Source organism: Trichocoleus sp. FACHB-591 (assembly GCF_014695845.1).
Lineage (GTDB): Bacteria > Cyanobacteriota > Cyanobacteriia > FACHB-46 > FACHB-46 > Trichocoleus.
Genome location: NZ_JACJPA010000048.1, coordinates 1 through 12777 on the forward strand (window position 1 = coordinate 1; position 12777 = coordinate 12777).

The window sequence follows — 12777 nt, forward strand, 5'->3', positions numbered from 1 at the left end:
CGACTCACCTACCGCTCTCAAAAAGCGAAGCAGAAGCTCCAAGCGGTTTAGTTGCAGATCCAGAGGGCAAGGAGTGACTTAATCAACATCCCTTTCTATTTCCGATAAGGTTTTATGTCTTTCCAGGATCTTCAAGCACTGGCCTGATCGCAAATCCCACCATAGAAGTGATCTGTCTAGTGAACTAGAAATAGCATGGTTACCCTGAGAAGAGGCTGCTACACCAGTTACTGGAGTTTTACTACCTTTCAAGGTGTGTAAACATTCACCAGATTCTAGATCCCATAGTTTAAGAGTACAATCATCCGAGGCAGAGAGTACATATCTATCTCCACAGAGAAGTGCTACAGCCCTCACCCAGTTCCCGTGTCCCGATAAAGTTCGTAAGCATTGACCTGATTGAATGTCCCATAGTTTGAGAGTTCTGTCTGCTGAAGCTGAGATTGCTTGACTGCCTTGAGACAAAAAAGCAACATCATAAATCCAATTTGTGTGCCCTGTTAAAGTTCGTAAGCATTGACCTGATTGAATGTCCCATAGTTTGAGAGTTTTGTCTGCTGAAGCTGAGATTGCCTGACTACCTTGAGGAGAAATGATAACTGCCTTGATTGGCTCAACATGCTCTCTAGGGGATTTTGGACTTACTGTCTAACATCCCCTTAATTTTGGATGTATTTTGACTCATCAATCGTCCGTATAGCTGACTTCGCAACAATGTTGGTTCTCGTGATACGAGATGGGCACTTAATCTAATAGCTGCTTGTACCAAGAATAATTCTTTATCGCTGGAGCAGGGATTAGGGCTAAACGAGCGGCGATCGCGCTCTTCCCCACTCCCGGCTCCCCTGTAAGGATGAAGAACCGCTCGTCTGATTCCCTCAACCAGCGATCGATATCATCAAACACCCATTGTCGCCCAGTGAAATCCCTGGTGAGCTTTTTCAAATCAAGGGTGAAATCGATCGCAGACAGATGGGTAGGCAGCTCAGCGGACATAGAAGCTGATAAAAATATTTTGATATCACAAGTAACAGTTTTAACCAAAGAAGCTCAGGAACCGAGTAAAACTTAACAAGACTTTTGCATGCAGCAATTAACCTTTCATAAACCCTTTCTAGCTAAAAAGCTGGCATCAGCAAGTTTTAGATTGCCTTCTCACTCTTCCTGTCAGCAAGGCGATCGCAGTCAGCTAATCATCCTTTTTAAGATAGCTAATTTCAAAGTAGTCCTTGCTTCGCAGCCTCTACCATTTCTAGGATTGCCTGACCTTTTCTGACTTTCTTCTGACTTTTCAGCAACTGCCAAATCGGGTTTAGGCAGGTTAGATTGCGGGCAAGGCAACCCAGAGCTTGAAGAAGACTAGGAAAAAACCCTTAGTGAGTGCAATGAGGAATGGCAGATAAAAGCTGCACGCAAAACAGTATAAATTTATAAAATCTTTACAGTAATAATACGGAATAAGGGTGAGTTTCGGGAAACATTTTTAGAGGTAGATGTAAGACAGGGTTTTGATGGGTTGGTATCTACCGAGCCTTAAACAGGTTTTCGTCGCTTCCAGCAGTGTTTCTGAGGTATTGAGCGCTGCTTTGTTAATAATTTTAGGAAAGACTATCCATGCCCACGGTTCAACAAGTCATTGCTGATCAAGCAGCTCGAAATATTGCTGACACCTCGAAAGTAAGGGGCCTGAGCTTACAAATCATTGCTGAGATGAATCTTCTGATCCCCAATGTTTTAGTGAGCGCTGAGGACCTGAATGTTGATGTCAGTCCATCTGTCAACCTGTTTCTTCAACCTGCGGCAAAAGAGGCGCTCCGGCGCGCAATCAGAGCTCGAGGTGGCGCAGTACTCAGCATCAACTCAGCTTATCGCACCGTTGCCCAACAGCACATGCTCCGCACCTTTTATGAGATGGGAAGAAGTGGAATTAGTCTCGCTGCTAAGCCAGGGTTAAGCAATCATGAGGATGGACTTGCTTTAGATATCTCAGTCGCAACTCCAGATAACCCAGATCAGGATGCAAATTTTGTTGCTTGGCGAGCAGCCCTAGAAGCCGAAGGATGGGATTGGCTTGGGCTACACGATCCCTTTCATTTCACTTATATGGGTGCGGGCGTCCGAGATGATATCGGTGATATCGGCGTTACAGCTTTCCAGAAACTCTGGAACAAGCAAAACCCTAGTGATCAAATTACAGCGGATAGTTTGTTTGGGCCGCAAACCGCTGCTCGGATGAATCGGTCCCCTGCAGAAGGCTTCAAGACAACCCGACTTCTCAAGCTAGTCACCCCTAACCTGCAGGGTGAAGATGTACGGAAGGTGCAACAGGCACTAGTAAACGCTGGTTTTCTCAGTAATAACCAAGTCAGCGGCAACTATGATGCTGCGACTGAGGTTGCTGTCAAGAATTTCCAGGATCAAAAAGGATTAGGCAAAGACGGAATTGTAGGACCACAAACTCGTAAGGCTCTAGGCATAGCCGTTTGAGCACAAACGATTTCAACAATATTAGCGAAACTGAAGGATGAATGATATGGTCGCAAGCGCGCTCAATCGCTGGAGTCAAGCTTTAATAAAAGCACCAACCACAGGAGCTTCTGCTGATACTGCTAGCCAAGATGGGTTATCGGCAGGCATTGCCGCTTCTCAGCAGATGGCAAAGACGGATCTTGGCAGAGTCATGGCGATCGCCGATCGATTCCGCAAAGTTGGGGATAAATTCAATCTTCCACCCGCCTTACTAGCCGCGATCGCCAGCCGTGAATCGAGATGTGGGAATGCTTTAGACCAAGGCTTTGGTGACGGTGGCAACGCCTTTGGCATCATGCAAATTGACAAACGCTTTCACGACATCCCAATCGACAACGACCCAGTGAGTACTGCTCATATTGAGCAAGCTACCCAAATCTTGGTTGGTTTTCTGCAACAAGTTGCAGCGAATCACCCCACTTGGGAAGACGAGTACTTACTCAAAGGTGCTGCTGCTGCTTACAACTCAGGTGTCAGCAATATTCAAACAAAAAGCGGCATGGATACGGGTACGACTGGCAATGACTACGGTTCTGATGTCATGGCACGGGCACAGTTCTATGCTGCCCATCTCTAAATTACGCTTGCAAAACTCCTTGCGTTCTTAAATGCGGTCATAACTCAAACAGGAACTCACTTGTGCAATCTAAGGATTTTTAGAGCTGATCAGTCACAAGTGAGTTGGATTGACAGCTACGGTCATGACAGTTTTCGTACTATTCCAAAATTTAAAAGGATACGGTTCAATGCCTTTTACCGCTAAAGTGATTAAAACCAGTGAATGGGGTGCTCAGTCTCCTAAAGTTGGCGCTTCCCCATTTTCCATTACAACTCCTCAATACGTTATCGTTCATCACACCGCTAACAACAATCCTCCTAATGATCCATCTCAAAGAACTCTTGATGGAGCCAAGCAATTTGCTCGTGGTATCCAAAAAGATCATATGAATAGAGGGTTCTCAGATTCTGGTCACAACTTCCTGAATACAACAGGAGGTTTTGTCCTGGAAGGCCGTCATGGTTCTCTAGAAGCGGTTCTGAAAGGGCGCTGTGTTCAATCTGCTCATGCGGCTCAGGACCCTGGGAAGTTAGCGGGTGGTAACCAATCTCCTGGGATTGAGAATGAAGGTAACTTCATGACCTTTCAGATGGAGCAAAAACAATGGGACAGCCTTGTAGAGCTATGTGCTTCTCTTTGCAGCTCTTGTAATATTAGCCCTGCCAACATCAGAGGACATCGAGATTTCAGCAGTACCCAATGTCCTGGTGATTGGTTATATGGCCAGCTTCCCCGCCTGCGGCAGGAAGTAGCTGATAAACTAGGGCTTCAAATCACTTCAGCAAACTTAAACAACAACCCTACTGATCAGATTCTCAAATTGGGCTCCAACGGGCCAGAGGTGATGAAGTTACAGCGACTGCTGATTGCTCAGGGATTCCAGCCAGGAGCCGTTGATGGCATCTTTGGCGAAAATACTCATGTCGCTGTCATTGCTTTTCAAAAGAGCTTCAACCTAACACCTGATGGCATTGTGGGAGCCAAAACCCGAAGTGCTTTAGGGATGTAACCGTTCAACCCGTGATGGCTTCTCTCAAGGATAGAACTTAAGTAGACTGCTGAGTATTTAGAAGCTCATTCTATTCTGTATGGCGATCGCTTACCTTTGCTGGTAAGCGATCGCTCCCATTAGCTAGACAATGACTAGGGTATGATGAATGACCTTTTCAAATTTTTCTCAGGTAAGTTTCACTTGGCAGAACTCAACTCATAAAGTCTATTACCAAGGCAAAGGGCCTGCTGTTCTAATTCTGCATGAGTTACCGGGTATGACGACTGAGTGTATTGAATTGGCAGAGCGAGTTGCCGCTCAAGGGTTTACAGTTTTTCTACCTCTCATGTTTGGTAAACCGGGGCGGTCTTCGTTCTTGAGCAATCTGATTCACGTCTGCATCAGCCGGGAGTTCCGCTGCTTAGCTCGTCATGAATCAAGCCCGATTACAAATTGGCTCAGAGCCTTGTGCCGTGAAGTTTATCCACAATGTGGAGGTCGAGGCGTCGGAGCCATTGGGATGTGTATCACAGGCGGGTTTGTGCTCTCTATGATGCTCGAACCAGAGATGATCGCTCCCGTGATTTGCCAACCGGGATTACCCTTTGGCCGAACTAAGCCAGATCGCCAATCTTTGGGCATGGCTCCAGAAGAACTGGAAGCAGCAAAAATCAATGCTGCTAATGGGGTTCCCCTTTTGGGATTTCGATTTACTCAAGACCAACTTTGCCCAGCAGAGCGATTTGAGAGGCTACGGCAAGAATTTGGAGAGGCATTTGATGGAACAGAGATCCCTTCAGAAGCTGGAAAAAAGGCATATGGCCTACTCCCACCTCATTCAGTGCTGACCTATAGCTTTGTAGATGAGCAGGGTAATCCGACCCAACAAGCAATGGATAGGGTACTGACTTTTCTCAAGCAACAATTAGCGGATCACGCAGGTAGTGAACAATGAACAAATTAACCAAGATATTGATTGGAGCGATCGCCTTATTACACTTAGGTGTTCTGAGCTTAGAGATGTTTTTTTGGTCTACTCCTCTGGTTCAAGGTAAGTTTCAGGACTTCACGCCAGAGAAGTTAGCAGCGATTCTGGCCGCTAACCAAGGGCTTTACAACGGCTTTCTGGCAGTTGGTTTGATTTGGGGGCTCTGGGATAAACAGAAGTCCTTCTCGATTTGGATATTTTTTCTATCATGTATTGCGATCGCGGGTATTTATGGCAGTTTTAGCTTGGGCCGCCCCTGCCCTTCTAATTCAAACTGTTCCAGCCGTGATTGGTCTACTGCTACTGCTAGCTTCGAATCGGAGTGTAACTAAAGCAGTGAGCAGCTAAGGCTTAACCCATCAACTTGTCGGTGTACTTAATTTAAGAGAGATGCTGATGAATAGGCTATGCGACAAGTGGCAGGAATTAGTTTGGGGGGTCGCGATCGCGCTGATACTGCTATTTCAGCTTCCAAGTCCTGCTCATGCCCAAGCCAGTGATTCACCTTGCATTCATGGAATGCGAATTGTCGGTGAGCAGTCGGTTTACCTGTCTCATATGGGGTTATTCAACAATTCTTGCCATGATTACCAGGGATTATTTGAGGTGAGCCTTGAGGGGACGAATAATCCACAAAAGATTTATCTGGATGCTCAGAAGAAGGATGCCAATCAGAATGAGTTCACGATTGAGCCGACGCAGAAGTTTGTACTGCCAGAATTTGCAGCAGGAAAACTCACCTCGTTCAAAGCCAACATTTACAGCGGGCAATATGAGCGATCCGCAACCAAGCCAAAGTTGCTAGCGAGCGATGTGACCGTCAAACTAAAGCGAGTGCTGCATTTTCGCCAGTTTAAAGTAGGAGCTAAACAACCTACTACATCAGAGTATTTGCTGTTTGGCACTAGTGCTGAGCAACTTGCAGCTCACTTGATTACTGCACCTCCAGATTTTGATCAGGTTGTAGCTTTGAAGTCTCCATTGCCCTTGACAGATACTGAGTCGGCTAAAGCCGTGCGTCTGGTTTTACCCAATCGTCCAACTCCAGATTCTCAGGCAAATTTGAAGCAGGCGCTAAAACCAGGGGATAAACCAGCGGTGCAGGTGAATGGTCAGCAGCCCAATAAGGCGATCGAGACAGGAATACAGTACTTTCTGGAGACGGCAGATTACAAGGCTTAGAGAATTCAGGTATGAAGAAGGATTGCGATGGTCCTGTTCCCGCTTTCCGGTGTTGAGTTCTCCCTTAAAGGCGAGAACCCTGACAAAGGTTCTGTGTTATTACGGGGCACGTAAGAGGAGGGAATTTGTCAATAAGCATTAATACTTGTCAAAACATTAGTGCGTAGTAAGACATAATTTTTTTACCAACCAAGCTCCTAATTACACACAGCCTGTTCGTATCACTAATTGAACCCAAGGAGTTGAAAGAATGACCGACGCGATTAACTCTCCAAATTTAGAAGAAGCTAACTCTCTACTCTCTGGACTATTCATTAATGTTCTGGAATGGGAAGGTAATCTTGCAGGAGGAACAAAGTTAGAGCTTACCTACGAAAACAATCTCTTAGAGGGCAGCAAACTGAAGAAGGGGGCAAAAGCAGTAGCTAGCCTTTTTGAGACTAGGGTAAGTTTTGGCGATCCCCGTGACAGGCTCATCGCTCTCACTGAGGAAACTTTTACTCAAAGTGGTATTGAATTAAACAGCATCTATCAACAGCAGATGCGGGAGCAATTTGATTTTTACTACATGACTCTTTCAGTTGCGTTAATTCCTAAACCTGGCGCTCGGTTTTGGCGGTTGACCTGCGAATTAGAGTTTGAGGTGCCAGACGATAAGGGACTGATTGTCCAGACAATTTTTCCAACGGATAAGTGGCGTTCTGTCTTGAACTTTGGGGTTGGAATGGATGCAGGGTTAAACGGTAACTTAGACTGGAGTGCAGGCGTTGATTCCTCTAGGCTAGCTGAATTCGTCGCTCTTCTTCCAGAAGGGCTAAAAGCGAACGCAACGAGCAAAAATGAGTTTAAAGGCTTTGTGGCCATTCCTTCGTTCAAGTATGAATTGGGGCAACCTGAGATTTTAGCAGTGGGTGAAAACAACTCTTTCTGCTACTGGCGGATTCAGGATCAGGATCTTCAGAAGGTTGGAACAGCTAAGTTTGCAGTGGTTTTCAAAGTTCCTAAAGGTACAGAATCATTTACTTTGCGTGGTACAGCTTGGGCAGAACCTGATATGAACTGGTTGACGGCTGATATAAGGGATGTCATGGGTGAATTATCAGAAAACTTTAAGAAGTTATTGCACCAGAAGAATGATGCTGCTAGCCAGTTTGCCCGGGGTGCTGCTGAGGAATGGATATTGCCCTTAAGGAATCGCTAAGGCTTAAGAGAATGTCCAAAACGTACTATACCTATCGGATTAAAGTTGCTAACCGAGAACGGGTGGAAGTAGAGAAATCAAATCCCCAGCATCAATCTCTAGGTGAACCTTCAGGTGTGTTCCGGTATCAAGAAAGGATTGCCGCAGCACAACCAATTCTTGAGATTGCCCGAAACAATATTGAGAATGAGTTGAACGATTCTACTCAAACACGAGCTATTGGAGAAGCATTATTTGAGATTTTGTTTGACGACGTACTGCGTCAAGACTTTGTCAACTTTCACTTCCAAGTTGTTCAGCAGGAAAAACAGCTCTTAAGAGTGGAACTGGACATCGATGAGCGAGGGATGCCTGAAATAGCAGCATTACCCTGGGAATTCATGTGCTTGCCCCAAAAAGTTAATCTGGGCGAAATCCGATTTGCGACAGACCCAAGTATTGTATTCTCTCGCCGTCGCTCCCAATGGAACCCTGCTTCCCCAATTAAATTGAAAGAAGGAGAAAAACTAAGAATTGCTTTAGCCATCTCGGCACCCGATAGCTTGCCTACAGTAAAGTATCAACCGATCCAAGAAGCATTAGAGAAATTGGCAAATGACCAAGCTATACCCATTGAACTATTGCCTATTGTTGGTTCAGCAAATGCTGAAGCAATTAATGAGATTTTGAGAGAAGAACCTCATATTTTTCACTTCATTGGGCATGGTCGTCTACAGAACGAATCTAATCAAGAGGTTGGGCAGATTGCTTTCACAGACCCAGATTTTGAAGATGAAGCCATGTGGGTAGATGCTGATTTCTTCAGCGGATTGTTCGCTCAACATCGTCCTGGAGTAGTCATGCTACAAGCCTGTGAAGGAGGGATGTTATCTGCATCTCAAGCTTTTGCTGGCGTTGCTTCCAGGGTTGTACAGATGAACATTCCCGTGGTTGTCGCAATGCAATATGAGGTTTCCAATAGCTCAGCTAGTCGATTTGCTCGTAAGTTCTATGATCGCTTAGCAAAAGGTGATCCTGTTGATATTGCAGCACAAAATGGAAGGCAATCAATTGCTTTAGGTCCGACTCAATTCCGTAAACGAGATTTTGCAACACCAGTTATCTTCATGCGGGTTCAGGATGGGTACCTGTTTCAACGACCAGAAGATAATCCAACTGCTCAAACAAGTAGCTCAACTTCGGCTTCAGCAAGCAATTTGGTAAGAGGGAAAGTAGATGTTGATGAAGCTAAAGATGTTGAGGCAGCTGGAGCTGAAGTTGACAAATTAATTTCAGGAATGGTTGAAGGTGAAGTCAAAGTGGGAAAGGCTGAGAAGGCAAAGCTCATAGGTGCTAAAGTCGGAGATGTGGGAGGAGGCTCAGGAGAAGTCAAAGCTGACCTCGATATTGACGAAGCCAAGGATGTGAATGCTATAGGAACCCAGCTTGGAGATGTCTGATCTGGAGCTTTTGCTATCAACCTTTTGGTAGTGATCGCTCTTTTCGTCCCATTCAGCACATCCAACCCGCATTGAAATAGTCTCTATGACGAATCGTCTATCCGCGATCGATTTCGCTTCTGACATTGCCAAACTCACTAACAATTTCACTGGGCGACAGTGAGTGTTTGACGCCATCGATCACTGGTTAAGGGAATCTGAGGATCAATTCTTTGTATTGACAGGGAAACTGGGAGTGGGGAAGAGTGCGATCGCTCCTTATCAAGTGTGTTAAGTCTATCGCCTCTTCTCGTAAGTCTGCAACTGATTAAAGTGTTGAGTTCAGTAAGCTTTGTCTATTTATCTCGTTGATGAGTTCTTATGACACCTACTACCAATTTAAAGCTAGGACAAGAAAATCCGCCTGAGAGTGAGAAGCAAGCGATCGCTGCAATCATCAAGCTCTCACAAGATCTTTTGAACAAGGCTTCTGATCCAGTGCAGCGGCAACAACACCCGAAAAGTCATGGCTGTGTTAAAGCTGAATTTACTGTAGAAGATGTGCCGGAGCATTTTAGGATTGGAGTGTTCAAAGAACCTCGCACCTACCGCGCCTGGATTCGTTTCTCCAATGGTTCATCGAACGTTCAGTCTGATCTAAAGGGTGATGTTCGCGGTATGGCAATCAAGCTGGTAGGTGTCTCTGGTGAAAAGCTGCTAGAGGATGAAAGGAATGCCGAAACCCAGGATTTTATTCTGATTAACTATCCTGTGTTGTTTCTTCAAGATGCCCAAGATACGCTAGCGATTTCTAAAGCCCTGTTAGCGGTCAAAAACATGCCGATCGCGCCTCTAAAACCGCTACCGTTTCTCCTGATGTTTGCCCCTTTTCATCGAAAGCAGGTGGGCATCCTCAAGACCATTCGCCAGCAGCAGATGGCAAACCCATTACAAGCAAAGTACTGGAGTACAACTCCTTACCAATTGGGATCGCACGCCATTAAATTTGCAGCAATTCCTCGTGAGTTGGAATCGATGAAAGCTGGAGTGCCAACTTCCAAGTCGGATAATTTCTTTCGGGAAGCGATGGTGCAGCAGCTTAGTCAGCAGGATGTTTACTTTGATTTTGCTGTACAGGTGCAGACTAATGCAGAACGAATGCCGATTGAGGATGCCACAGTCGAATGGAGTGAGCAGGAGTCTCCTTTCATTAAGGTGGCAACTATTCGGATTCCCAAACAGCAATTCGATACAGAGTCTCGCAGGGCTTTTGACGAAAATCTATCGTTTAATCCCTGGCACGCTCTCCCTGAACATAAACCATTGGGAGGCGTGAATCGTGTGCGAAAGAAGGTGTATCAGGTAATTTCTAAGCTACGCCATCAACTCAACCAGAAGAACAAACAGGAACCAAAAGACGAAGATTTTGATAGTCAGCCTTAGTTAGTTCTCCCAACACTTTTCCCTCGCCGATTCGTCGCACTTAATCTATATTAAACAATGCAATGACTACTCGCCTATCTGCGATCGATTCCACCCCTGACCTGGAAAAACTCGCCAAGAATTTCACGGGGCGACAATGGGTGTTTGACAACATCGATCGCTGGTTGAGGGAGTCAGATGAGCGGTTCTTCATCCTTACAGGGGAACCAGGGGTAGGAAAGAGTGCGATCACTTATCACCTTATCTGACTGATGAAAAATTACTGAAACTAGCTATGCCATTTCTCAATCCCAAATTAGGAATTGATTTCTCGGATTATATTGCCGATCGTACTCTCAATTTTACTGGGCGGGAGTGGGTGTTTAAGGCAATTCAAAATTGGCTAGCTGATCCGGAGAGCGATCGATTCTTCTTGTTGACCGGAGAACCAGGAAGTGGCAAAACAGCGATCGTGGCTCGTTTGGCTCAATTTGCTCAAGGAGTAGAGACTTACCCAGGGTTGAAAGCAGGGTTTCTTCAAGCCGTTCACTTCTGTTCAGCGCGAGACAGTGTTTGGACAGACCCAAAGGAGTTTGCGCGATCGCTGGCACTACAACTGGCAACAAGTATTCCTGAATTTGGGTTGGCGTTGAAGGATATTGGAGAAAAGACAACCAACATCAATGTTGAACAAACCATTGGTACTGCCCAAAGTAGCAATATTACAGGGGTGATGATTCAGAACCTGACAATTTCTGGTCTAACAGGGCAGGAGGCGTTTACTCAGGTGGTTGTGAATCCGTTACGGCAAATTCAGCAAGAGGGGTTTAGTCAACCTGTAACAATCCTCGTGGACAGTTTGGATGAGGCACTGACCCATGATGGGGAGAGTACGATTGTTAGTTTGCTTTCAAAGCTGTCTGACAGTATTAAGCCGGGATTGATTTTGACCAGTCGGAATGAGGGTCGAGTTAAAGAAAAGCTAAATGCGTACGAAGAGCTATTTCTTTCAGCAGCGGAGAACTTAGATAAAAATCAACAGGATGTAAGGGCGTACATTGATACAAAATTTAGGCAAGAGGAGCCACTGCAAAGCGCTTTGCAAGCAGAAGAACTGAATCAAGAAAATTTGATAACTAAACTGATTGAGAAATCAGAAGGGAATTTTTTGTATGTTCGTTTCTTATTAGAATCTGTGGCTTTAGGGCAGCAAAGCTTCGCTAACTTGGATGGATTACCGCAGGGTTTGGATGAGTTGTATTACAGCTCCTTGAGACGGGTGGTGGAACTGGGAAAGAAGGACTGGGTAGAAGTTTACGCACCCGTAATGGGAGCGCTTCTAGCCGCACAGGAAAGTTTAACTGAGAGCCAAATTCGGGTATTTACTAAACTAAAGGAATCAGTGGTCTGGGATTGTTTGAATGACTTGCAACAGTTTCTAGATGAGATTGAAGCAGAGGAAGAGGAAACCCAGTATAAGCTTTACCATCAATCAGTCGCGGATTTTCTAAGTAAACGGCAGCTAGTGATTCGTAAGAAGAAGTCGAATAACCGTTACTATCTGCCTGAACAAGAACAACATCAACGATTGCTAGAATACTACCGTCCTGAAGATAAACCTTGGAATGAGGTGCAGCTTGATAAGATTGATGGGTATGGTCGGCAGCATCTAGCTCAACATCTGGTGAAGGGCAATCGAGTTAATGAACTCCATCTGTTGTTGAATCTAGAAAACGCTGACAAGAATGCTTGGTTTAAGCTGAAGGATAGTGAAGGGGAAACTGCTAGCTTCTTAGCAGATGTGGAACTAGCTTGGGCACAAGCAGATGAAGCCTATGAAAGTGACCCTGGAAAAAGTATTGGGTTGCAGTGCCGTTATGCATTAATTAAAGCCTCAATTAATAGTCTGGCAGGAATTCCAAAAGAACTGCTAGTTACTCTCGTTAAACATCGGTATTGGAAAACTAGCAAAGCTTTCGCCTACGCTCTACAAATCTCAAATCCGCAGGCAAGAGCTAGAAACCTAACAGCACTGGCTAAGTACTTGCCCAATACAGAACTGTTAAAACTTCAAATACTACAAGCTGCTCTACAATCCGTACGAGCTATTCAAGAAGACTCTGATCGCGCCCAAGCGTTAACGGAATTAGGAGATGAACTTACGCCTGATCTGCTTCCTCGATCACTAGAAGTCGTTTCGTCTCTTCGGACCTCCGGTTATGATAGGAAGGCGTTACAAGGAATTTTGAATCAATTAACACCTGATCTAATTCCTAGAGCCCTAGAAATTGCTCTTGCTAGCCAACATACTTCCAGTCGCCTTGAGGCTCTGACTGCATTAGCAAATAAATTCCCTGATTTGCTTCCTCAAGCACTAGTAGTTCGACACACCGATTTTGACAGGTAGAGAGAAGTCAGGGAAACTGGTTGAAAATCAACAATCCCCTCCTCATGCCAGAAAAGTACACGGTCACCCTCACCCCTGAG

13 protein-coding genes and 1 pseudogene are annotated in these 12777 nt (G+C 45.3%); 11 read left to right on the forward strand and 3 right to left on the reverse strand.

The features are described from left to right. Window positions 1–78: 78 nt before the first annotated feature. The 3 genes and pseudogenes from H6F90_RS31470 to H6F90_RS10575 all read right to left on the reverse strand — a co-directional run bounded on the left by H6F90_RS31470 (window position 79) and on the right by H6F90_RS10575 (window position 996). Window positions 79–570 (reverse strand): WD40 repeat domain-containing protein, encoded by a 492-nt coding sequence (locus H6F90_RS31470; protein WP_370587991.1) that lies wholly within the window; start codon window positions 568–570, stop codon window positions 79–81. Next, window positions 544–612, reverse strand: a pseudogene (locus H6F90_RS31475) (hypothetical protein); the annotation flags it as partial. The gene H6F90_RS31470 and the pseudogene H6F90_RS31475, both read right to left, overlap by 27 nt. A gap of 132 nt (window positions 613–744) precedes the next feature. Next, window positions 745–996, reverse strand: coding sequence for a hypothetical protein (locus H6F90_RS10575; RefSeq protein WP_190552447.1), 252 nt, complete (start codon window positions 994–996; stop codon window positions 745–747). A 618-nt stretch (window positions 997–1614) separates the two neighbouring features. Here H6F90_RS10575 and H6F90_RS10580 point away from each other — a divergent pair. From H6F90_RS10580 to H6F90_RS10630, 11 genes are all read left to right on the forward strand, one after another. Beyond that, window positions 1615–2487, forward strand: a complete 873-nt coding sequence (locus H6F90_RS10580) for a peptidoglycan-binding protein (protein ID WP_199295849.1) — start codon at window positions 1615–1617, stop codon at window positions 2485–2487. A 46-nt stretch (window positions 2488–2533) separates the two neighbouring features. Beyond that, a complete protein-coding gene (locus H6F90_RS10585; protein WP_199295850.1) occupies window positions 2534–3106 on the forward strand; it encodes a transglycosylase SLT domain-containing protein in 573 nt (190 codons plus the stop codon). A gap of 124 nt (window positions 3107–3230) precedes the next feature. Then, window positions 3231–4097 (forward strand): N-acetylmuramoyl-L-alanine amidase, encoded by an 867-nt coding sequence (locus tag H6F90_RS10590; RefSeq protein ID WP_242024417.1) that lies wholly within the window; start codon window positions 3231–3233, stop codon window positions 4095–4097. 148 nt (window positions 4098–4245) lie between these two features. Next, window positions 4246–5034 carry a dienelactone hydrolase family protein gene (locus tag H6F90_RS10595; protein ID WP_190552450.1) on the forward strand — a complete coding sequence of 263 codons (789 nt, stop codon included), beginning with the start codon at window positions 4246–4248 and terminating at the stop codon, window positions 5032–5034. Further along, the gene (locus H6F90_RS10600) at window positions 5031–5399 is read left to right on the forward strand and encodes a DUF1304 domain-containing protein (RefSeq protein ID WP_199295851.1); all 369 of its coding nucleotides are present in this window, start codon (window positions 5031–5033) and stop codon (window positions 5397–5399) included. Before H6F90_RS10595 ends, H6F90_RS10600 begins: the two co-directional genes overlap by 4 nt. Before the next feature lie 64 nt (window positions 5400–5463). Beyond that, on the forward strand, window positions 5464–6249 hold the full coding sequence (locus H6F90_RS10605; protein WP_190552451.1) for a hypothetical protein: 786 nt from the start codon (window positions 5464–5466) through the stop codon (window positions 6247–6249). 250 nt (window positions 6250–6499) lie between these two features. Then, window positions 6500–7450, forward strand: a complete 951-nt coding sequence (locus H6F90_RS10610) for a hypothetical protein (RefSeq protein WP_190552452.1) — start codon at window positions 6500–6502, stop codon at window positions 7448–7450. After that, window positions 7423–8889 carry a CHAT domain-containing protein gene (locus tag H6F90_RS10615; protein WP_199295852.1) on the forward strand — a complete coding sequence of 489 codons (1467 nt, stop codon included), beginning with the start codon at window positions 7423–7425 and terminating at the stop codon, window positions 8887–8889. The genes H6F90_RS10610 and H6F90_RS10615 overlap by 28 nt, the downstream gene beginning before the upstream one ends. 360 nt (window positions 8890–9249) lie before the next feature. Next, entirely contained in the window at window positions 9250–10311 is a 1062-nt protein-coding gene (locus H6F90_RS10620; protein WP_190552453.1) for a catalase family protein, read from the forward strand. A 62-nt stretch (window positions 10312–10373) separates the two neighbouring features. Then, window positions 10374–10559, forward strand: a complete 186-nt coding sequence (locus tag H6F90_RS10625) for a hypothetical protein (RefSeq protein WP_190552454.1) — start codon at window positions 10374–10376, stop codon at window positions 10557–10559. A gap of 26 nt (window positions 10560–10585) precedes the next feature. Then, entirely contained in the window at window positions 10586–12697 is a 2112-nt protein-coding gene (locus tag H6F90_RS10630; RefSeq protein ID WP_190552455.1) for an ATP-binding protein, read from the forward strand. The last annotated feature ends 80 nt before the right edge of the window (window positions 12698–12777 follow it).

Coding starts and splice junctions, on each gene's coding strand:
- H6F90_RS10575 (WP_190552447.1), bottom strand. CDS start 996: ATGTCCGCTGAGCTGCCTACCCATCTGTCTGCGATCGATTTCACCCTT.
- H6F90_RS10580 (WP_199295849.1), top strand. CDS start 1,615: ATGCCCACGGTTCAACAAGTCATTGCTGATCAAGCAGCTCGAAATATT.
- H6F90_RS10585 (WP_199295850.1), top strand. CDS start 2,534: ATGGTCGCAAGCGCGCTCAATCGCTGGAGTCAAGCTTTAATAAAAGCA.
- H6F90_RS10590 (WP_242024417.1), top strand. CDS start 3,231: ATGACAGTTTTCGTACTATTCCAAAATTTAAAAGGATACGGTTCAATG.
- H6F90_RS10595 (WP_190552450.1), top strand. CDS start 4,246: ATGACCTTTTCAAATTTTTCTCAGGTAAGTTTCACTTGGCAGAACTCA.
- H6F90_RS10600 (WP_199295851.1), top strand. CDS start 5,031: ATGAACAAATTAACCAAGATATTGATTGGAGCGATCGCCTTATTACAC.
- H6F90_RS10605 (WP_190552451.1), top strand. CDS start 5,464: ATGAATAGGCTATGCGACAAGTGGCAGGAATTAGTTTGGGGGGTCGCG.
- H6F90_RS10610 (WP_190552452.1), top strand. CDS start 6,500: ATGACCGACGCGATTAACTCTCCAAATTTAGAAGAAGCTAACTCTCTA.
- H6F90_RS10615 (WP_199295852.1), top strand. CDS start 7,423: ATGGATATTGCCCTTAAGGAATCGCTAAGGCTTAAGAGAATGTCCAAA.
- H6F90_RS10620 (WP_190552453.1), top strand. CDS start 9,250: ATGACACCTACTACCAATTTAAAGCTAGGACAAGAAAATCCGCCTGAG.
- H6F90_RS10625 (WP_190552454.1), top strand. CDS start 10,374: ATGACTACTCGCCTATCTGCGATCGATTCCACCCCTGACCTGGAAAAA.
- H6F90_RS10630 (WP_190552455.1), top strand. CDS start 10,586: ATGCCATTTCTCAATCCCAAATTAGGAATTGATTTCTCGGATTATATT.